The organism is Pseudomonas sp. PvP100, from assembly GCF_017833055.1.
Lineage (GTDB): Bacteria > Pseudomonadota > Gammaproteobacteria > Pseudomonadales > Pseudomonadaceae > Aquipseudomonas > Aquipseudomonas syringae.
The window spans coordinates 1,905,710-1,923,382 of sequence record NZ_JAFIBO010000001.1 but is presented as its reverse complement, the minus strand read 5'-3'; the positions used below and the strand labels follow the sequence as shown (position 1 = coordinate 1,923,382).

The window sequence follows — 17,673 nt, the reverse complement described above, 5'->3', positions numbered from 1 at the left end:
GGCTACTCAGATCGTTCCCGTACAATCCGTCCTTGCCTAACCTCATCTACATACCCAGCCAGCTTGTCCTCGTCGGCCTGGAACAGAATTATCATCTTCAGGATGGCCTGGGCATCAGGCTCGTTACCCGCAAGGCTCAATCGCTCGACGATCCGCAGCAACTCCACGGCCGACCACTTCAAGTCAGAGGCGAGGCCCTGTAGGTCGCGTGCCAATTGTTGATTCGGCTTCGTCAATCCCATGACTGGTACTCCTACGAATTCCCGCCGGGCCATATGACTCGGGTTTCATGCAAATTTCGTTAGCGACCTGACCACCACGCCGATGATCCTGCAGTCCTCGGCGCACTGCACTGTAGGGTAGGCAGAGTTCAGGGGCTTCAGGTATCTGACGCCGCCATCTTCTACCAGCTTCTTGAACGTCGCCTCGTTGCTGCCTGCCAGCTTCGCGATCACCAGCTTGCCTGGGAGTACTTCTGCCCGGGTGTCTACGAGTATCTGTGAGCCCTCTGGAATCGAAGGGGCAGTAGGGGCCGTCATCGAGTCCCCTTTAACCACCAGCCAAAACGCCGGGCCCTTGGCCCTGTAGTCAGACACGTCGTATTCATCAGCAGCACCTGGCGCATAAGGCTCAACCGCTTCCGACCACTCGCCGGCTGCGACCCAGCTCACTACAGGGTAGCGGTACATGCGCGAGGGCTGTTCGACTATCTCCACGTTTGACGGCTCGCTGGCCATTTGACCAGTACCGGTGGCAAGCCAGTCAGCATTCACGCCGCAAGCCTTGGCCAGCGCGACGAGATGCGCGGACTTGAGCGTCTTTCCGCTTTCCATTTGGGATATAGCGGGCTGCTCTACGCCCGCGAGCTCCGCCAGCTTTCGCTGGGTGATCTTGGCGTGCGCTCGAGCGAGTTTCAGTCTTTGGGCAAGTGTAGTCATGCAGAGCAACTTATAAGGTCCCTTATATGCTTGCAAATAAGCCTTCTTATCAATAAGATATAAGCATGCTTATCAGGAGTTGACGCTATGACCCCCATTGAAAAGCTCGTCGAGTTCTTTGGCGGGCAAGCAAAGACCGCCGCAGCACTGGGCGTATCCCAAGCCGCCGTTTCCTATTGGTTCAACGGCACGCACGCCATGGGTGCGAACAAAGCATTTTTGGCTGAAGAGCTCACCGGCGGACAGATAACTGCGCGCCAGCTCTGTGCTGTTCAGCCTAGAAAATCAGCCGCGTAACCCAAGTCAACCAATGGCTGAGTCGTGACCAGAGCGTGAGTCGGATTCTGCTGTACCACGCAGTTCGCCACCACTGAAACAAATCTGAGGTTTTACGAATGGAAAATTTCTTGCGGTCCTGCCAGAGCGCAGTGCTCGAAAACGAGGCCAAGAGCCTGGCAGCGAAAATGGGAGTCGCTCACGTGAGCCTGCTTCAGCGCGCCAACCCAGACAACGATGCTCATCACCTGACGATCGAGCACCTGTTCGGGATTCTGCTGCACACGAATGACTTGCGTCCGCTGAAGGCCCTTGCTGACGAGTTCGGTTGCGATGTCGTTGCGCGTCACCGGCCTGTGCCGAAACCACTGCTCGCGGCCTTAGCACATCTCGCCGCCGAGTCGGGTGACGTAAAGCGCCTGGTCTACGACGCCACCATCGACAACCACATCAGCCAGCACGAAAAAGCCCAGGGTGACAAAGCCATTCAAGAAGCGATCGACGCGCTTCAGGTGCTTCGCGAATCTCTGAAGGCTGCCTGATGAGCCGGACCAAAAAGGTCGGGAAGTCCTGATATGCAGTACACCGTCACGATCAATCAGGTGAAGGCGTTGGAGTGGGGGCTGAATTCTCAGCAGGCCCTACTGTTTGCCTTCGTCTACGGTTGCCCCAGTTGGACCAAGCCTATCAAGACCGATGGCGGGATTTTCTTTGCGCTGAGCAAAGCGAAGATCATCGAGGAGCTTCCGCTGCTCACTGACAAGCCTGATACCGCTTACCGCATGTTGAAGGCTCTGGAAGAGGCGGGTTTGATTGAGCTTTCCAGCACTTCAAATATTACGCTTTTTCGTCTGACAGCAAAGGCCGTCGAGTGGAATCAGAAGCTCGACGGGTCGGAAAAATATCCGACCCTACCAGACGGCAAGGCTCGGAAAAAAATCCGAGCTACCTCGGAGAAAAATCCGATCAAGGTCGGAAAAAAATCCGGGCAAGGGTCGGAAAAATCTCCGACAAATCAGGATACAAGTAATCAGGATACCAATCAGGGTACAAGTCAGGACTTGCAAGACCCTCCCGGCGAGCCGGGTCAGTCCTGCGGTTTGGCTGTGGTTGACGATCGCGCCGACACGCCACGGGTTGAGATTCCCACCGATATGCCTGGGCCGAAAGATCGAACCTGCAAAACCTTCAAGGTCTGGGCGAATTACGCCATGGCCTACCGCAAGCGTTACAGCGCCTGGCCGGTGTGGAACGCCAAGGTCGGCGGTCAGCTCGGCCAACTGGTCGACCGTCTTGGCGCTGATGTCGCTCACCACGTCGCTGCCCACTTCCTGAAAACCAGCGATGCCGCCGTTCTGCGCAAATGCCACAGCCTCAACGAGCTGCTGGCAAACGCTGAGAGTTATCACACCCAGTGGGTAACCGGTCAGCGCGTCAACGGCACAACTGCGCGCCAGATGGAAAGGACTGAGGCGAATCTATCCGCAGCGGAGCAGGCCGCCCAGATGGTTCTGGCCAAACGCCAAGCAGGTGACCGCAATGAATACCTCTGAAATGAACGATCAGCAGGTCGCAGGACTGGCGGCCGCCATCTGCGCAACTGCTGAAGCCATGGGTCAGGAAATGAATCCCGGCACGGCAGCGATCATGGCTGAAGACCTGTGTGCTTACTCGGTGCCGGTAGTCAAAGCCGCGCTGAAGGCCTGCCGTTTCGAAGTGAAGGGAAAGCTGGCCATGGCCGACATCCTCCAGCGCGTCCAGTCTTCCGACGGTCGCCCGGGCAAGGACGAGGCATGGGCCATCGCCATGACGACCAACGACGAATACGAGACGGTCGTGCTTACCGACGAGATCCAGGTCGCTCTGGCCGCAGCGAAGCCTGTTCTCGATGCAGGTGACAAGATCGGCGCACGCATGGCGTTCATCAGCGCCTACGAGCGACTTGTGGCTCAGGCCCGCAATGACCAGAAGGGCGTCAACTGGCGCGTTTCAGTCGGCTTCGACGCCAATCGCCGTGTCGAGGCGATCACCAAGGCCGTGCAGATGCAGCGCATCCCGCAAGCGCGTGGGCAGGTGTATCTGGCTGATCTGAACGTGGTGCCCGTCACGCAGGACGGCCAGGCCATTGCTGGCTTGATCACCGGGCAGGTTGCCAACCCAAGCCCGGACGTTCGCGAAAAGCTTCAGGCGGTGAGAGACAGCATGCGCGAAATGAGCAAGGCCTCGGCCAGGCGCAGGCACGAATTGAAGATCAAGGCCGCCAATGATTTGGCCGAACGCCTCGCGCTGCTCCAGCGGCAGGCCGAGGAATTGCAATCGAAGAGGGCGGAGTTATGACCGACAAAATCAGCGTGAACTGTCAATCCAAGCTCACCGAAGCCGTCACACGCATGACGGCGATGTTCCGCGACAAGAAGTTCGTCGTGGTGTCGCTCCGCCCGGGCAAGGACCGCACGCTCGACCAGAACGCCCTGTGGTTCGCCTTCTACAAGCGCATATCCGAGATGACCCAGATCGGCGACGCCAGCGAGGCGCGCAAGTACTGCAAATTGCACCATGGCATTCAGATTCTGATCAATGAGGACGAGGACTACCGCGCGGCCTGGTACCGGACCACCAAACACCTGAGCTACGAGGAAAAGCTCGACCTGATGGGCGACAACAAGCTGTTGGGGCCAGACGGTTTCCCGGTCACCAGCCTGTTCAATCGCGCTCAGGGCATCGCGTACACCGACCGCATCCTGACCGAGTTCACGGCGCTGGGCGTCTTTTTCGGTGACCTGATCGGTGAGGCAGCTGCATGAAGCGCACCTCACTGCAACGCAAGGTACCACTCAAGGCCAGTGGCATTCCCCAGCGCACTCCACGTGCCAAGAAGTGCGCCCACTGCTCCGAAGTTTTCCTGCCTTTGCGCCCGATGCAAAAGGTCTGCGGACCAGCCTGCGCCATTGCCATGCCCGCCGAGAACCTTCCGCAGGCTCGCAAGGCGCTGGCTGATATCGAGCGCAAAGAAATCAAGGCCCGCAAGGAGAAACTGAAGTCCCGCAGCGACCACATGAAGGACACCCAGCAGGCGTTCAACGAGTGGGTCCGTCATCGCGACATGGGCGAGCCATGCGTGAGCTGCGGACGGCATCACAACGGCCAGTGGCACGCCGGGCACTACCGGTCCGTCGGCGGTCACCCGGCCCTGAGATTCGAACCGCTCAACGTATGGAGGCAATGCGCGCCGTGCAACACGCACAAGTCTGGCGATCTGGTGAATTACCGGGCTGGGCTGGTTCGCCGCATCGGCATTGTCAACGTGGAATGGCTCGAAGGCCCTCATGAGCCCCAGAAGTACACCATCGAAGAATTGAAAGCCCTGACAGCCAAGTACCGGGCACTGACCAGAGAATTGAAGAAAGGAGAAGCGGCATGATGTATCGGAACGTTGTAGCGGCAGTGGTCCGGGCTCTGGCCGCGGAAACCATCAACTCGGCTGGAGGGTGTGATTTCGAGCCGAAGGTCCAATGCGCAAAACAAAAGGGTGAGATTGTCGGTAAGGAGGCTGCGTTCCTGACCGACTGCTGGGTGTTCGGACGCCTGCACAAGGCACTGAGCCCAGAACACTGGCGAGCGCTGGTGGCGAAATTCTCAACTCACACTGACCGCAAGCACGCGGCGATCACGGAAATCACTAAACAGTACCGGTCGCCGGCGCCTGAGAGGTTTCGTCACTGCGCGATCGTCACCTGGGCCATGCCAAAGCTGCCTGGCGTTGAAGGTAAGCGCAGCACAAATGTGCTTCCAGCCACCTGGTACGAGATGGACAACTGGAGCGACGACCCGCACCCGATCAAAACGCAGGAGCGGTGGAGGCGTGATATTCGCAAGGGGCTGGAGAGCATGGTTGACATGGCTCTGACCGAGGCTCAGCACATTTTGGAGGCTGAAGGCATTTTGATTGCAGATTGCGCTTGACGGTGATTGATCCAGTGAGCCATTATTCACCCAATCCTGTCATTCCTGCGCAAGTAGGGGATTGACGACAAAGAAGCCCGGCCACTGAGTCGGGTTTTTTATGTCTCGAATTTACCTGTATCTACGGCAGCTCTCGCGAAGGCTTAGTTACCTGCTTTTAGCTTTAGTCGCTCTATAGCGCGAGTGCATCCGTATTCGGCAGATTTTTGAAGGTATCGCATTTGTTCTTGCTTAAGGTTCTGCGTCGACATTTGAGTCGAGAGGCTCATGTAGAGATCGGCGCGAACTGCTTTTTCATCAAGTGAACCGATTGTATTTTCACCATTGGAGGCGCGCTTACCGTCGCATCTCGGCATAAGTACTGGCTGCGGATAGTACTTACTGTACGGGCTTGGAGGTTCAGGCAAGGCATCAATCAGCGATCGAAACTCGGCTGTTTTCACATCATCGAAGCAGTAGCTGATCATCTGTAGACCAGCCGGAGCGAACCCTTTTGTCAGGCTTGATTTCAACAAAGAGCAAACCTGATCTACAACCTGCTCTCTGGGATCGAATTCTATGGCAAGCCAAGCCAGTCGGTATTGTGCGGCGGGATTACCTTCATCAGATGAGCGCCTGAGTAGCGGGGTTGCCTCCATCAGTAGTGTACTTATTTTGTTTTTGAGTGTTTCTTTTTTCCCCTCTGGTACTTTTTCTTTATTGGGTAGCTGATGCTGAAGGCTGAATAGTTCGTTATTTAATTCGTCAATTTCATCCAGGTAAGGTAACGCGTTGAAGTACAGCGCTTCAGCTCCGGGTGAAACATCACGCGGCACCGCATTTGCGAGATCAGTGAGGCACGCCAAAAAGGCGAGCGAAAGATGTCCGATATTGCTTTTGGCCACTGCGCCATCCTCGTAATGATCTGCTTTGATAGAGATTATTCAACGCATAGTATGCCCACTGACGCGCTACTTTTTCCATATTCAAAGCCTCGGCACTTGCTGGGGCCTTTTCTTTTTCGGCGCCACCACACCCATCGCCTCAAGCTGGGAGTGCTGTTGGTGTCGAGCCAAATCATGGCCTGAAGCAGACCTCGCCACTAGTGGAGTAATGATGGACCCAACCGATCTCGGCCCAGGCACAGCTACCTGGCTGGGCGGTACGGGCACAATCCTGCTGGGTGGCTTCCTGTGGTTGAGGAAATTCCTCTCCCGGGATGCGACCGACCGCGCCATGGACAACGCCGATATCGGCACCGTCCGCAGGCTCAACGAACTGCTCGACTCGGAACGCCTGGCGCGCAAAGAGGCCGAGGCTCGGGCTGACCAATTCGCCAAAGAACGCAATGAACTGGCTGCCGCTGTCGGCCGGATGGAAGGGAAGATCGAAGCCCTGACCAGCCAGGTGGCCCAGCTCACTGACAAGGTCACTACCCAAAGCGCTGAGATCGCTCGTCTGCGTGCACAGCTCGGAGGTATCAACTGATGGAAAGGTGCGTCAGAGATTTCATCGCCCGGCGCTGGTGGCGTCGCCTTGAAGTGTGGGTGATCGCCTCGCTGCTGGTCACTGGGTCGTTCGCGCTGGGCTTCGGTGCTTCGCAATGGTCGCTTGCCAGTTGGTATAGCGCCCAGGTCGCCGAAGTGCGCCGCGGTTACGACGAGGCCACCGTTCAGCGCGACATGCGCCTCAACAAGTTGGCCAAGACCGCGACCGATGCAGCAGGGAAGGTTGAGGACGCAGCCGGCAAGGCCACCAAGGCGGCAGAGACAGCCAGCAAGGCCGCCGACAAGGTGAACGAGGCGGTAGAGCGGCAGACGCCGTAACGCGCCATCAATGCGGGCACTGTGATTTTTCGTAGCCCATCGATATTGAGCGATCTGGGTGGTGAACTATCTGCGGGATGACTGACACACATCGAGAGAATTGTACTTTTTCTCAAGACTGGATTGCGCTTGGGTTCTCTGGAGATCGTTAAGGCTGGCCGACGAGTAGCTTGGACGCTGCAGTTCTTCTTCGAGGGCACCGATATCTTTCCTCAAAATCGCGCAAGGATCGGAATTCCTTAATGACGTACCGAGTTGCGTTACTTGGGTCTCAAGCTGTTGCGTCCTAAGGTTACTTTCGGTGAGAAGCTTTTTATCGTATTTATTGTTTATCTGCTCTGTTAACAGCTCTTGCCGCAGATTATCGATCTGCTGCTGAAGGTTTGCCCTCTCTACTTTCAGCTTCTCATTTTCAGTTTTGGTCTCTATAAGCTGGCCATTTGCGAACCCGAGTGCTGCCTCGTTCTTGCCGAATGCAGCAGATTTTTCGGTAGAGTCGTGCCACATCGTGTACGCGATAGTGACGAGTGCTGCCACACCAGCTCCGCCGAAGATTAATTGGGCAGCGGCTTTGACAATTCCGGATGCATTTCGAGTCATTTACATTCCCTAGAGTCACAGATTGGTCGAAATGGACATAATATCAGGCAAGAGCTTTATTATGGGTAGGCCATACCCACCAGCATCGTTGACTCAACTATCCGACTCTTCCGACTTTGGTTTACGTCTGACACCCGCCTTGAACGTATGGGAATGGATACAAGCCGAGATCCTTGCCGACACCGGCAGCATTCATAACGAAGACCACGCCCATCTGATCGACGCCGACATCCGTGTGATGTGGGCATCATCCAGTTTCGAGAAGCAGGGCCGCCGAGTACTGGGCCAGGCCGAACAGGTCGCCTTCCGAGCTGGCGGGTGGCAGAAGGCCCGTATGGAACAGCAGATGCGTGACTGGTTCGGTGACACCCCTGACTTCATTATCACGTTGGCCGCCGATTACTGCGCAACCTGCAGCGATGCCGACTTCTGTGCACTGGTCGAGCATGAGCTTTACCACTTGGCGCAAGCGACGGACCAATACGGTCAGCCTGCCTTCACCAAAGAGGGCGCACCCAAGCTGAAGCTGCAGGGCCATGACGTCGAAGAGTTCGTCGGTGTGGTCCGTCGCTATGGGGCAAGCCCAGACGTTCAGCGACTGGTTGACGCTGCAAACAAGCCTGCTGAGGTAGGTAAATTGAATATATCGAGGGCCTGCGGAACCTGTCTGCTCAAGTCGGCCTGAAATTTGACAGGCATTAGACGGAATCCAACCTATGGCAGCCCTGAAGCATGAGGTGAAGAGCTTCATCGTTCAGGCGTTGGCTTGCTTCGACACTCCCTCGCAAGTCGTAGAGCAGGTCAAGCAAGAATTCAGCATTGAGATATCCCGCCAACAGTGTGAGTCGCACGACCCAACCAAGCGCGCTGGGGTGAACCTTGCGGCCAGGTGGGTGACCCTATTTCACGACACACGCAAGCGTTTCCGTGAAGACACGGCGGAGATTCCGATCGCCAACCGGGCATATCGGCTGCGTGCCCTCGGTAGGATTGTTGAGAAGGCCGAAGGTATGCGCAACCTGGCGCTGGCCCTACAGGTACTTGAACAGGCGGCCAAAGAATCCGGCGATATGTACGTCAACCGCCATCGCAAGGATGAGGCGGGAGACGAGCCAGCAATTCCGACTCGCATCCAGGTCGATGTAGTGGATGCGAGGAAGCCTGATGCCCAGCCTTAACGTCCCGCAATCGAAATTCCTGCTGCTGCCCCACAAGTTTCGCGCATTCGTGGCCGGGTTCGGCTCTGGGAAGACCTGGGTCGGCTGCTCGGCGCTGAGCAAGCACTTCATGGAGTGGCCGGGTGTCAACGCCGGTTACTTCGCACCGACGTACCCGCAGATTCGGGACATCTTCTATCCAACGATGGAAGAGGTGGCCTATGAGTGGGGCCTGAAGACAAAGATCAATCAGGCGAACCATGAGGTTCACATCTATAGCGGTCGGCAGTATCGCGGCACCGTGATCTGTCGCTCGATGGAGAAGCCACAAACCATTGTCGGCTTCAAGGTCGGACACGCTCTGGTCGATGAACTGGACGTTCTGACCTCGATCAAGGCGCAGCAAGCCTGGCGCAAGATCATCGCGCGAATGCGTTACAACCTGCCCGGTCTGAAGAACGGCGTGGACGTCACCACGACACCGGAAGGCTTCAAGTTCGTCTTCCTGCAGTTCGTGAAGCAGCTGCGCGACAAGCCAGCGCTCAAGGAGATGTATGGGCTCATCCAGGCCAGCACCTTCGACAACGAGCTGAACCTGCCGGACGACTACATCCCGTCGCTGATGGAGTCATACCCCGAGCAACTGATCAGGGCGTACCTGAACGGCCAATTCGTCAACCTGACGTCTGGGTCGATCTACCACGCTTATGACCGCAAGCTGAACCAGTGTTTCGACACGGTGCAGGCCGGTGAGCCTTTGTTCATCGGCATGGACTTCAACGTCGGCAAGATGGCAGCGATCACGCATGTGAAGCGGGAAAAGGGCCTGCCCCGAGCCGTGGACGAGTTCATGGATGGCTACGACACGCCCGACATGATCCGACGCATCAAGGAACGCTACTGGCGCCACGATGGCGACAAGTACATCAAGTCCTGCGAAATCCGTATCTACCCAGACGCATCGGGCGACTCGCGCAAGTCAGTCAATGCCAGCGTCACAGATATAGCCATGCTCAAGCAGGCAGGCTTCACAGTGATCGCACCTGCGGCCAACCCTCCGGTGAAGGATCGAATCAACGCCATGAACGCGATGTTTTGCAACGCGCAGGGCGAGCGCCGATACCTGGTCAACCCTTTCACCTGCCCGACATATGCCGATGGCCTTGAGCAGCAGGTCTGGGCGGCCAACGGTGAACCCGACAAATCACAAGGCAATGACCACGCGAACGATGGCGGCGGTTATTTCATCCACCGCGAGTACCCGATCATAAAACCGGTCACCTCTCTAGCCCTGGGATACGCCCGATGAACAACGACGTTTCCTTCAAACGGCCCGAATACATCGAGGCCTTGGATCGCTGGCTGACTGTGCGCGACGTCTGTGCTGGCCAGCATCGCGTTGTTGACCGGCTGCCTTACATCAACCGGCATGACAAGTCAGAAGAGAACGTCGAACGCAACAACGCGTACCGCGAGCGCGCGGTGTTCAAGAACGCCACCGGTCACACCCGAAACGGGCTGATTGGTTTGGCGTTCCACAAAGACCCCACGCTGACGGTCCCCAAGAACCTTGAATACCTGCAGGACAATGCCAACGGCGCAGGCGTGAGCATCTATCAGCAGTCGCAAGGCTCGCTTGAGAAGGTCTTAGAAGCCGGTCGTCATGGTCTTTTCGTGGACTTCCACGAAGACGGCGGCATCGGCGGGCATTCGGTCATCCTCACTTACACGGCTGAAGACGTCATCAACTGGCGCACCGGCATGGTGGACGGCCACAACGTCCTGATCATGGTTGTGCTGCGTGAGATGAACGAAGAGCCGGATGGGTTTGGGCTGAAGCGCACCGAGCAGTTTCGCGAGCTGGCCTTGGACGAGGCTGGACTGTACGTCTGTCGCGTATGGCGTCGCAAAGGCCCGCGCGGCGGCGGTCCTCTTGAGGCGGTTGAGGAGTACATGCCGAAGGGGAAGGGCGGACGTCTCAAGGAGATCCCTTTCACGTTCATCGGCGCGCAGAACAACGACCCAAGCATTGACGAGTCACCGCTTTACGACATCGCGATGATCAACCTCGGCCATTACCGGAACAGCGCGGACTACGAGGACAGCGTGTTCTGGTGTGGCCAGGCTCAGCCGTGGATCAGCGGCGTTGACGAACAATGGCTTGAGATGGCGCGCAAAGAGGGCGTTTACGTAGGCTCCCGCGCTCCGATCCCTGTGCCAGCTGGCGAAACCTTCGCCTTTGCCCAGCCCCAGCCAAACACACTGGTGAAAGAGGCGATGGCCGACAAGAACCAGATGATGATCGAGCTGGGCGCGCGCATGGTTGTGTCGTCCATAACGGCCAAAACAGCTACCGAGTCGAGAGGCGACCAGTCGGCGTCCACGTCGGTGCTCGCAATCTGCGTATCCAACGTCAACGAGGCCTATACCCGGGCGCTGGGTTGGTGCGCTCAGTTCCTGGGTGTCACCGGCAAGACGGCTTATCTGGTGAATCAAGAGTTCGTCGAACTCAGCGCTGACCCGCAGATGATCACCGCGCTTGTGCAGCTATGGCAGAGCGGTGGGTTTGCCAAAGCCGATCTGCGCGGCTACCTGCGCAAGTTGGGGCTGATCGCACCTGAGCGAACCGACAAGCAGATAGACGGAGAGCTTCAGGAGCAGACCGACAACCTCGGCCTGGATGATGACGAGGACTTAAACGATGGCCGTCAACCAAGCGGTACTTGATGCCACGATTCGGCACTCGGTGTTCCTGGAGCAACTGAAGGCTGGTGAGGTCGAGAAATTCGCTCCTTTCCTCAAAGAGATCGACCGGGCGGTGCGCGAGCAGCTCACCAACGCCGACTTGAGCGAGTACAACATCAAGCGGCTGAACCAACTGCTCGACGAGGTCGACAGCCTGCTACTCGGCATTTTCGACCGCTATACCACGACGCTGAATCTTGATCTGATCGACCTGGCCAACTACGAGGCTCAATTCGAAGCGACGGCGCTATCCCGGTCCGCGCCTGTGGGTGTCACCTTTGATGCAGTGGTCCCGCCAGCACGCGCTATCCGCTCGGCAGTGCTTAACAACCCGCTCAGCGTGCGCGACAACTGCGGCGGCAAGCTGCTAGAGCCGTTCATCAAGGACTGGGCATCTACCGAGCGTGAGCGCGTCAGTGGTGCCATCAGGCAAGGATTCTTTGAAGGGCAGACGAACTTTCAGGTCATCCGCAAGATTCGCGGCACCAAGGCTGCGGGGTACAGCGACGGGATATTGGCAACGACCAAGCGCAATGCCAGTGCGGTCGTGCACACGGCTGTGCAGCACGTCGCCTCGCAGGCTCGGATGGAGACCATCAAGGCCAATCCTGATGTAGTCGCCGAGATTGAGATCGTCGCGACCCTCGACAGCAAGACAACCCAGACCTGCAGGTCATTGGATAAACGCCGCTTCCCAGTCGATTCCGGGCCGCGTCCACCGTTTCACATCAGGTGCCGGACGACCTTCGTGCCCGTGACCAAATGGACCAAGTTCCTCAGCAAGGATGCTACCCGCGCCTCGGTAGGGCCGAACGGTGGAGGCCAGGTGGCGGCCGATCTGAGCTATTACGATTGGCTCAAGCTCCAACCTTCGGCGTTTCAGGATCAGGCGCTTGGCCCGACTCGCGCCAAGCTGTTCCGTGATGGCGGACTGACGCTTGAGCGCTTCTCTGAGCTGCAACTCGACCGCAACTTCAAGCCGCTGATGTTGGAGCAAATGAAAAAGCTCGAGCCGCTAGCCTTCGAGCGCGCCGGAATTTAACCGAACACTTTCAATCAGCCGCCTCCGGGCGGTTTTTTACGCCCGTAAGGCGGGCCGACAAAACCCAAGGGGTGCATCACCGTGGCAGAAGAAAACGAAATCGACCTGGAAAACCCAGCCATCAAAGCCGCTATTGAGGCTGCTGTCAGAACCTCTGAGGCCGGTCTGAAAAATAAAAACAGTGAGTTGCTGGGTAAGCTCAAGGATGCCACCGGCAAGCTGACTCAGTTTGAAACCCAGTTCGAGGGCATCGACATCGACGCCGTCAAAGGCCTGCTGAGCCGCGCCGGTCAGGACGAGGAAACCAAGCTGCTTACAGAGGGCAAGGTGGACGAGGTGTTCAACAAGCGCACCGAGCGCCTGCGCGGCGACTATGACAAGCAGTTGAAGGCAATCAGTGAGCGCGCGACGAAGGCTGAAACATTCGCCGCCAAGTTTCAGGGCAAGGTCCTGGGCGACTCGGTGCGCGGAGCGGCCCTAAAAGCCGGCGCGCTGCCTGAAGCAACTGACGACATCATCCTGCGCGCCAAAGGCGTGTTCTCACTGAACGAAGAGGGCGAAGCGGTCGCCGTTGATGAGTCTGGTCAGACCATTCTCGGCAAAGACGGCAAGACCCCTCTGACCCCGCTCGAATGGGCGGAATCCTTGCGCGAAAGCGCTCCTCACCTGTGGCCAAGGGCCTCGGGTACGAATGCCCCGGGCGGGGGTGGCGGCCAGGCTGCACTGAAGCGCTCCGAAATGACAGCCACGCAAAAGCGCGACTACCAGCGCAAGCACGGCCAAACCGCATACCTCAATTTGCCCAAGTAAGGGGATTCACCCATGGCAACAACTGTGAACAGCGATCTGATCATCTACAACGATGAAGCTCAGACCGCGTACCTGGAACGTGTTCAGGACAACCTGGACATCTTCAACGCGTCCTCCAACGGCGCAATCATCCTCGACAACGAGCTGATCGAAGGCGACTTCCGCAAACGTGCCTTCTACAAGCTGGCAGGTTCGCTGGATCACCGTGACGTTAACTCCGAAGCCAAAGTCGTCGCCAAGAAAATCGGCGCCGGTGAGGCAGTCGGCGTCAAGGCTCCGTGGAAGTACGGCCCTTACCAGACGACCGAAGAGGCGTTCAAGCGTCGTGGTCGCCCGGTAGACGAGTTCTCCCAGATCATCGGCCAGGACGTTGCAGACGCAACCCTTGAAGGCTTCGTGCAGTACGCAACTGCCGCGCTGCGCGCGTCGATCGGCTCCAACCCTGCAATGGTCGTTGAGGCCAGCATCGAGACGGACGGCAAGAAGACGCTGACTCGCGGCATGCGCAAGTTCGGTGACAAATTCGGCCGTATCGCGCTGTGGGTCATGCACTCGTCGGCTTACTTCGACATCGTCGATGAAGCCATCACCAACAAGCTGTACGAAGAGGCGGGTGTCGTGATCTACGGCGGCCTGCCAGGAACTCTGGGCAAGCCGGTACTGGTTACCGATACCGCTCCGGTTGACGTGATCTTCGGCCTGCTGCCAAGCGCAGTGACCATCACCGAATCCCAGGCTCCTGGCTTCCGCTCCTATGAAGTCAACGACGAAGAAAACCTCGGCATCGGCTACCGCGCTGAAGGCGTCGTGAACATCGATGTTCTGGGTTACAGCTGGAAGGAAACTGCCGGTGGTGCGAACCCATCGCTCGCCGCTGTCGGCTCGTCCGCCAACTGGGTCAAGCACTCTGCCAGCGATAAGGTCACTGCTGGCGTGATGATCGAACTCACTCAGGCCGCATAAGCCATTCGATACGCGCGGTCAGAAATGGCCGCCAGGGAGAACATCATGGAACTCGTTTACAGCAACCAGCGCGGCGACTTCGATCCCAACAAGCGCTATCGCAACCCGGATCTGTTCCGGAACGTCGAACGCGGCGTGACCAAGGTCACCGTGGTTGGCGATTACCCGGAAATCGTCGATGCCTACAAGGCCGTCGAGATTGAGGTGGAGATCGAGACACGCAAGACGCCGGTGAAAGGCAAGGCCAAGGCTGCTGACAAAACTCCTGCAAAGCAGGGCAAAGGCCCAACCAAGCCTGAATCCAATGGCACCCAGAAGGATGGCACCAAGGAAGAACCGGTCTACATCCCCAAGCTGGAAGCAGATAACCAGTGGATCATCATCACCCGCGACGGTGTACGATTCAGCGACTTTGCTGGTGATGAAGCTCAGGCCAAGGCCGAAGCAGATCGCCTGAACGAAACCAAGGAATAAGTCATGCTCATCATCGAGGACGGCACCGGCGTACCGGATGCTGAAAGCTACGCCACTGCCGCTGAACTGGTCATCTATGCCGGGAAATTCGGTGCGGCCATTCCGGCTGAAGAGGCTGCGCAAGAGGCTGTTTTGCGCCGGGCCGCCTTGGTGATGGACGGCATGACCTGGAAGGGACGCAAATCCACCGGCGATCAGGTACTTTCCTGGCCTCGCCGGGAGATTCGCCTGGATGGCGAGAACAAGCCGGAGCGGTACCTCCCGGCACGTATTCAGTACGGTCAGATGGCTCTGGCCGCAGAGATTCATGCCGACGACATTGATCCTATCGACAAGCGCCAGGGCGCGGTCACGAAGGAAAAGGTCGACGGCGCGGTAGAGCGTGAATACGCGACCATCAGCAACACGAGTAAGCGATTGCTGCCTGCTGCTCCGGATCGACCGAGTGCCACGCAGTTCGCTGACTACCTATTAAAGCGCGGCCTATTCGCTGTAAGGGCTTAGTGGTAGCTTGTGACCTCCATTGTTAGGAGGTTGCTATGACTCAGGAAGAAAAAAACGTGTGGGATGGATATTTTGCCGCAGCGCTCACTGGCCTGCTCGCAAAGCCTGGGAATGATGCAGGCGGCGGCCCTCTTGCCGCCTTATCAGCAACCCCTCAGGCAAAAGTTGGGAGCGCAGCAAATTTTGCCGACCTAATGCTCGCAGAGCGTAAAAAACGATAAATACAAAGCGGAGCCACCATGGCCTTCTACGAAGAGATGGCCGTGATGGCCCTTGATCTGATCACTAAATACGGCCAGACAGTCACCATCCGCGACTCGGTAAAAGGCGGTTACAACCCGGGCTCCGGCACCACATCACCAGATACGGTCACAGAGCGAACTGCTCAAGGCATCCTGCTCGACTTCACTGGGCAGGAGTTCCAGACCAATACCCTGATCAAGGTAGGCGACAAAAAGCTGAAGATTGCCGCTCGAGGCTTGAGTGAGCCACCGACGCTGCTCAGCAAAGTGGTGGTCCAAGGTCGTACCTGGTCAATCATTCCTCCGCTGAAAGAGATCAACCCGGCAGGCACACCACTGCTCTACGAGCTGCAGGTGCGCTCATGAGCCGCGCAGGTGCTGGTCAGTCCGGTAGCTTCGCCCTCGACCTCGCCAAATTTGCCGAGCAGGCGAAGGAAGCGGTCGATGTCAGTCTTCGCGAGATAATCATCGAGATCGGCAGCAGCGTCATCCGGATGTCTCCAGTGGGCAATCCTGAGATATGGGCGGCCAACCTGGCGTTTCGTGATGCCAACACCCGCGCAGCCGACGAGTACGAGTTCAAGGTTTCCCTGAGAAATACGGTCATCAACCTGACAGAGTCGAACTTCACGAAGTCCGGCAAGCTGAAGCGAGGCGTGAAATACGCCAAGCCGTTGACCAAGACCGAGCGTGTCCAGAACTTCAACGTCAACGGACTCGTAGCTGGCCAGGATTACGTCGGTGGCCGGTTCCGTGGCAACTGGATGTTCGGGATTGGCGCACCAGATGGCACGACTACAGAAGAGGTCGATCCCACTGGCAGCAAGTCCACGGCGCGCATCGTCAACGGTGTGCTGGAATTCCACGCCGGCGACGTCGCGTACATCACCAACAGCCTGCCGTACGCCATCCCGCTGGAATTTGGGCATTCGACCCAGGCGCCGTGCGGCATGGTCCGAATCACCGTGGCGCGTTTCCAGCAGATCGTTGAGGCGGCCATCAGGAATCATCAGGTATGAGCCACAAAATAATCCGCTCACTGTTTGAGCAGAGACTCGCGGTGTGGGCGGGTGGGCGCAACCTGAGGATCGCCTACCAGGGTGTCAGTTTCACGCCAGAGACAGACGAGACGTATCTGGCGGCGTTCATGCTTCCAGCCGGGACCGGTACCGACACCTTGTCGGGTGATCACCGCGTCTATACAGGCGTGTTTCAGGTCAACGTTGTCACCCCAGCAGGCAATGGGACTGGCGAAGCTGAAGGCCTTGTAGACGATATTGCCGCTCTGTTCCCGGCCTATCTCAGGCTCAATCAAGACGCGTTCGAGGTGCTGGTGCTCACGCCGGTAGAACCTGGGCCGCCGATCACCGGTGACAGCACACTGACAGTCTCCGCTTCGTTTCAGTACCGCGCCGACACCAACTAATTCGCCCATTGGGCAAACCCAGAACCCGCCATTGAGCGGGTTTTGTCATTTCTGCACAGAGGAAAACCAACATGGGCTTCAGACTCCCCAACGGCGCAACCCTTCAGATCGCCTCCGCATATGGCGCGGCAGTCCCGGTAACTGCGCTGAACAATGCAAATCCGGCTGTTGCCACTGCCGCTGCGCACGGCCTGGCTGACGGTGACATCATCGCCGTAACGTCGGGCTGGACTCGCTTGAATGATCGCGCCACTCGCGTTTCCAAAAGCCTGAGCGGTACGTTTGCGCTGGAAAACATCAACACCACCAATCTGCAGCCATACCCGGCTGGTTCAGGCACCGGCTCAGTGCGCAAGGTGACCAGCTTTGTCGAGGTGCCCCAGATCACCGAGGTAAACACCAGTGGTGGTGACCAGCAGTTTCTGACCTTTGGCTTCCTCGCCGACGACGATGATCGTCAGATGCCAACCACCAAAAACCCGATCAGCATGTCGTTTACCGTGGCGGATGATCCAGACCTTCCCTATGTGGCTGTGGTGGAGGCTGCCGACGACGACAAGCAGACGCGTGTGCTTCGTTTGAATCTGCCGGGCGGTAGCAGCATCGTTTACAACGCTTATGTGTCCATCACCACGACGCCGACGTTGGGCCGAAACAACCTCATGACCCGCGTTATGACTCTGTCACTGGCCGGCCGTCCAACCCGTTACTCCGCAGTGGTGGCGTAA

The 17,673-nt window shown here is 57.7% G+C and carries 27 protein-coding genes; 23 read left to right on the top strand and 4 right to left on the bottom strand.

The window, feature by feature from the left end:
* Positions 1-2 precede the first annotated feature (2 nt).
* Both JOE39_RS07915 and JOE39_RS07910 read right to left on the bottom strand, forming a co-directional pair.
* Positions 3-242, bottom strand: a complete 240-nt coding sequence (locus tag JOE39_RS07915) for a hypothetical protein (protein ID WP_016567843.1) — start codon at positions 240-242, stop codon at positions 3-5.
* A gap of 45 nt (positions 243-287) precedes the next feature.
* Positions 288-938 carry an XRE family transcriptional regulator gene (locus JOE39_RS07910; RefSeq protein WP_065087804.1) on the bottom strand — a complete coding sequence of 217 codons (651 nt, stop codon included), beginning with the start codon at positions 936-938 and terminating at the stop codon, positions 288-290.
* Between the two features lie 87 nt (positions 939-1,025).
* Between JOE39_RS07910 and JOE39_RS07905 the strand changes: the two genes are divergently transcribed.
* From JOE39_RS07905 to JOE39_RS07875, 7 genes are all read left to right on the top strand, one after another.
* The gene (locus JOE39_RS07905) at positions 1,026-1,235 is read left to right on the top strand and encodes a Cro/CI family transcriptional regulator (protein WP_003393103.1); all 210 of its coding nucleotides are present in this window, start codon (positions 1,026-1,028) and stop codon (positions 1,233-1,235) included.
* Positions 1,236-1,333: 98 nt separating this feature from the next.
* Entirely contained in the window at positions 1,334-1,756 is a 423-nt protein-coding gene (locus JOE39_RS07900; RefSeq protein ID WP_210077522.1) for a phage regulatory CII family protein, read from the top strand.
* Between the two features lie 33 nt (positions 1,757-1,789).
* Positions 1,790-2,767 carry a phage replication protein gene (locus JOE39_RS07895; RefSeq protein WP_210077523.1) on the top strand — a complete coding sequence of 326 codons (978 nt, stop codon included), beginning with the start codon at positions 1,790-1,792 and terminating at the stop codon, positions 2,765-2,767.
* Complete coding sequence (locus JOE39_RS07890; protein ID WP_210077525.1) at positions 2,754-3,551, top strand: hypothetical protein; 798 nt, start codon at positions 2,754-2,756, stop codon at positions 3,549-3,551. Before JOE39_RS07895 ends, JOE39_RS07890 begins: the two co-directional genes overlap by 14 nt.
* Complete coding sequence (locus tag JOE39_RS07885; RefSeq protein WP_210077527.1) at positions 3,548-4,018, top strand: hypothetical protein; 471 nt, start codon at positions 3,548-3,550, stop codon at positions 4,016-4,018. Before JOE39_RS07890 ends, JOE39_RS07885 begins: the two co-directional genes overlap by 4 nt.
* The gene (locus tag JOE39_RS07880) at positions 4,015-4,635 is read left to right on the top strand and encodes a recombination protein NinG (RefSeq protein WP_210077529.1); all 621 of its coding nucleotides are present in this window, start codon (positions 4,015-4,017) and stop codon (positions 4,633-4,635) included. The genes JOE39_RS07885 and JOE39_RS07880 overlap by 4 nt, the downstream gene beginning before the upstream one ends.
* Positions 4,632-5,177, top strand: a complete 546-nt coding sequence (locus JOE39_RS07875; protein WP_210077530.1) for a hypothetical protein — start codon at positions 4,632-4,634, stop codon at positions 5,175-5,177. The genes JOE39_RS07880 and JOE39_RS07875 overlap by 4 nt, the downstream gene beginning before the upstream one ends.
* Positions 5,178-5,320: 143 nt before the next feature.
* Here the strand turns inward: JOE39_RS07875 and JOE39_RS07870 are convergent, their stop codons facing one another.
* Positions 5,321-6,061 carry a hypothetical protein gene (locus JOE39_RS07870; RefSeq protein ID WP_210077531.1) on the bottom strand — a complete coding sequence of 247 codons (741 nt, stop codon included), beginning with the start codon at positions 6,059-6,061 and terminating at the stop codon, positions 5,321-5,323.
* A 211-nt stretch (positions 6,062-6,272) separates the two neighbouring features.
* Here JOE39_RS07870 and JOE39_RS07865 point away from each other — a divergent pair, with 211 nt between their 5' ends.
* Positions 6,273-6,644 (top strand): hypothetical protein, encoded by a 372-nt coding sequence (locus tag JOE39_RS07865; RefSeq protein ID WP_058446667.1) that lies wholly within the window; start codon positions 6,273-6,275, stop codon positions 6,642-6,644.
* Entirely contained in the window at positions 6,644-6,982 is a 339-nt protein-coding gene (locus JOE39_RS07860; protein ID WP_016567852.1) for a hypothetical protein, read from the top strand. Before JOE39_RS07865 ends, JOE39_RS07860 begins: the two co-directional genes overlap by 1 nt.
* A 66-nt stretch (positions 6,983-7,048) precedes the next feature.
* Here JOE39_RS07860 and JOE39_RS07855 read toward each other — a convergent pair whose 3' ends face one another.
* Positions 7,049-7,582: a hypothetical protein gene (locus tag JOE39_RS07855; protein WP_210077532.1), complete on the bottom strand. Its 534-nt coding sequence runs from the start codon at positions 7,580-7,582 to the stop codon at positions 7,049-7,051.
* 61 nt (positions 7,583-7,643) lie between these two features.
* Between JOE39_RS07855 and JOE39_RS07850 the strand changes: the two genes are divergently transcribed.
* The 14 genes from JOE39_RS07850 (at position 7,644) to JOE39_RS07785 (ending at position 17,673) form a co-directional block, all read left to right on the top strand.
* Entirely contained in the window at positions 7,644-8,267 is a 624-nt protein-coding gene (locus JOE39_RS07850; protein ID WP_210077533.1) for a putative metallopeptidase, read from the top strand.
* 31 nt (positions 8,268-8,298) lie between these two features.
* A complete protein-coding gene (locus tag JOE39_RS07845; RefSeq protein ID WP_010430521.1) occupies positions 8,299-8,760 on the top strand; it encodes a DUF2280 domain-containing protein in 462 nt (153 codons plus the stop codon).
* Positions 8,747-10,048: a terminase family protein gene (locus JOE39_RS07840; RefSeq protein WP_122257642.1), complete on the top strand. Its 1,302-nt coding sequence runs from the start codon at positions 8,747-8,749 to the stop codon at positions 10,046-10,048. The genes JOE39_RS07845 and JOE39_RS07840 overlap by 14 nt, the downstream gene beginning before the upstream one ends.
* Positions 10,045-11,466 carry a DUF4055 domain-containing protein gene (locus tag JOE39_RS07835; protein WP_003393122.1) on the top strand — a complete coding sequence of 474 codons (1,422 nt, stop codon included), beginning with the start codon at positions 10,045-10,047 and terminating at the stop codon, positions 11,464-11,466. The genes JOE39_RS07840 and JOE39_RS07835 overlap by 4 nt, the downstream gene beginning before the upstream one ends.
* A complete protein-coding gene (locus tag JOE39_RS07830; protein WP_210077534.1) occupies positions 11,441-12,526 on the top strand; it encodes a minor capsid protein in 1,086 nt (361 codons plus the stop codon). Before JOE39_RS07835 ends, JOE39_RS07830 begins: the two co-directional genes overlap by 26 nt.
* Positions 12,527-12,607: 81 nt before the next feature.
* Positions 12,608-13,336 (top strand): hypothetical protein, encoded by a 729-nt coding sequence (locus tag JOE39_RS07825; RefSeq protein WP_210077535.1) that lies wholly within the window; start codon positions 12,608-12,610, stop codon positions 13,334-13,336.
* 12 nt (positions 13,337-13,348) lie between these two features.
* Entirely contained in the window at positions 13,349-14,299 is a 951-nt protein-coding gene (locus JOE39_RS07820; RefSeq protein ID WP_058401785.1) for a major capsid protein, read from the top strand.
* A gap of 45 nt (positions 14,300-14,344) precedes the next feature.
* A complete protein-coding gene (locus JOE39_RS07815; protein ID WP_245227476.1) occupies positions 14,345-14,773 on the top strand; it encodes a CTP synthase in 429 nt (142 codons plus the stop codon).
* A gap of 3 nt (positions 14,774-14,776) precedes the next feature.
* On the top strand, positions 14,777-15,277 hold the full coding sequence (locus JOE39_RS07810) for a DnaT-like ssDNA-binding protein (RefSeq protein ID WP_210077538.1): 501 nt from the start codon (positions 14,777-14,779) through the stop codon (positions 15,275-15,277).
* Between the two features lie 35 nt (positions 15,278-15,312).
* Complete coding sequence (locus tag JOE39_RS07805; protein WP_141249890.1) at positions 15,313-15,498, top strand: hypothetical protein; 186 nt, start codon at positions 15,313-15,315, stop codon at positions 15,496-15,498.
* Between the two features lie 18 nt (positions 15,499-15,516).
* Entirely contained in the window at positions 15,517-15,885 is a 369-nt protein-coding gene (locus JOE39_RS07800) for a hypothetical protein (RefSeq protein ID WP_210077540.1), read from the top strand.
* The gene (locus JOE39_RS07795) at positions 15,882-16,538 is read left to right on the top strand and encodes a hypothetical protein (RefSeq protein ID WP_210077541.1); all 657 of its coding nucleotides are present in this window, start codon (positions 15,882-15,884) and stop codon (positions 16,536-16,538) included. The genes JOE39_RS07800 and JOE39_RS07795 overlap by 4 nt, the downstream gene beginning before the upstream one ends.
* Complete coding sequence (locus JOE39_RS07790) at positions 16,535-16,945, top strand: phage tail terminator-like protein (RefSeq protein WP_210077543.1); 411 nt, start codon at positions 16,535-16,537, stop codon at positions 16,943-16,945. Before JOE39_RS07795 ends, JOE39_RS07790 begins: the two co-directional genes overlap by 4 nt.
* 71 nt (positions 16,946-17,016) lie before the next feature.
* Positions 17,017-17,673 carry a phage tail protein gene (locus JOE39_RS07785; protein WP_210077545.1) on the top strand — a complete coding sequence of 219 codons (657 nt, stop codon included), beginning with the start codon at positions 17,017-17,019 and terminating at the stop codon, positions 17,671-17,673.

What these genes read in the sequence shown, in the direction of transcription:
- JOE39_RS07915 (WP_016567843.1), bottom strand. Translation starts at nt 242, where the DNA reads ATGGGATTGACGAAGCCGAATCAACAATTGGCACGCGACCTACAGGGC.
- JOE39_RS07910 (WP_065087804.1), bottom strand. Translation starts at nt 938, where the DNA reads ATGACTACACTTGCCCAAAGACTGAAACTCGCTCGAGCGCACGCCAAG.
- JOE39_RS07905 (WP_003393103.1), top strand. Translation starts at nt 1,026, where the DNA reads ATGACCCCCATTGAAAAGCTCGTCGAGTTCTTTGGCGGGCAAGCAAAG.
- JOE39_RS07900 (WP_210077522.1), top strand. Translation starts at nt 1,334, where the DNA reads ATGGAAAATTTCTTGCGGTCCTGCCAGAGCGCAGTGCTCGAAAACGAG.
- JOE39_RS07895 (WP_210077523.1), top strand. Translation starts at nt 1,790, where the DNA reads ATGCAGTACACCGTCACGATCAATCAGGTGAAGGCGTTGGAGTGGGGG.
- JOE39_RS07890 (WP_210077525.1), top strand. Translation starts at nt 2,754, where the DNA reads ATGAATACCTCTGAAATGAACGATCAGCAGGTCGCAGGACTGGCGGCC.
- JOE39_RS07885 (WP_210077527.1), top strand. Translation starts at nt 3,548, where the DNA reads ATGACCGACAAAATCAGCGTGAACTGTCAATCCAAGCTCACCGAAGCC.
- JOE39_RS07880 (WP_210077529.1), top strand. Translation starts at nt 4,015, where the DNA reads ATGAAGCGCACCTCACTGCAACGCAAGGTACCACTCAAGGCCAGTGGC.
- JOE39_RS07875 (WP_210077530.1), top strand. Translation starts at nt 4,632, where the DNA reads ATGATGTATCGGAACGTTGTAGCGGCAGTGGTCCGGGCTCTGGCCGCG.
- JOE39_RS07865 (WP_058446667.1), top strand. Translation starts at nt 6,273, where the DNA reads ATGGACCCAACCGATCTCGGCCCAGGCACAGCTACCTGGCTGGGCGGT.
- JOE39_RS07860 (WP_016567852.1), top strand. Translation starts at nt 6,644, where the DNA reads ATGGAAAGGTGCGTCAGAGATTTCATCGCCCGGCGCTGGTGGCGTCGC.
- JOE39_RS07855 (WP_210077532.1), bottom strand. Translation starts at nt 7,582, where the DNA reads ATGACTCGAAATGCATCCGGAATTGTCAAAGCCGCTGCCCAATTAATC.
- JOE39_RS07850 (WP_210077533.1), top strand. Translation starts at nt 7,644, where the DNA reads ATGGGTAGGCCATACCCACCAGCATCGTTGACTCAACTATCCGACTCT.
- JOE39_RS07845 (WP_010430521.1), top strand. Translation starts at nt 8,299, where the DNA reads ATGGCAGCCCTGAAGCATGAGGTGAAGAGCTTCATCGTTCAGGCGTTG.
- JOE39_RS07840 (WP_122257642.1), top strand. Translation starts at nt 8,747, where the DNA reads ATGCCCAGCCTTAACGTCCCGCAATCGAAATTCCTGCTGCTGCCCCAC.
- JOE39_RS07835 (WP_003393122.1), top strand. Translation starts at nt 10,045, where the DNA reads ATGAACAACGACGTTTCCTTCAAACGGCCCGAATACATCGAGGCCTTG.
- JOE39_RS07830 (WP_210077534.1), top strand. Translation starts at nt 11,441, where the DNA reads ATGGCCGTCAACCAAGCGGTACTTGATGCCACGATTCGGCACTCGGTG.
- JOE39_RS07820 (WP_058401785.1), top strand. Translation starts at nt 13,349, where the DNA reads ATGGCAACAACTGTGAACAGCGATCTGATCATCTACAACGATGAAGCT.
- JOE39_RS07815 (WP_245227476.1), top strand. Translation starts at nt 14,345, where the DNA reads ATGGAACTCGTTTACAGCAACCAGCGCGGCGACTTCGATCCCAACAAG.
- JOE39_RS07810 (WP_210077538.1), top strand. Translation starts at nt 14,777, where the DNA reads ATGCTCATCATCGAGGACGGCACCGGCGTACCGGATGCTGAAAGCTAC.
- JOE39_RS07805 (WP_141249890.1), top strand. Translation starts at nt 15,313, where the DNA reads ATGACTCAGGAAGAAAAAAACGTGTGGGATGGATATTTTGCCGCAGCG.
- JOE39_RS07800 (WP_210077540.1), top strand. Translation starts at nt 15,517, where the DNA reads ATGGCCTTCTACGAAGAGATGGCCGTGATGGCCCTTGATCTGATCACT.
- JOE39_RS07795 (WP_210077541.1), top strand. Translation starts at nt 15,882, where the DNA reads ATGAGCCGCGCAGGTGCTGGTCAGTCCGGTAGCTTCGCCCTCGACCTC.
- JOE39_RS07790 (WP_210077543.1), top strand. Translation starts at nt 16,535, where the DNA reads ATGAGCCACAAAATAATCCGCTCACTGTTTGAGCAGAGACTCGCGGTG.
- JOE39_RS07785 (WP_210077545.1), top strand. Translation starts at nt 17,017, where the DNA reads ATGGGCTTCAGACTCCCCAACGGCGCAACCCTTCAGATCGCCTCCGCA.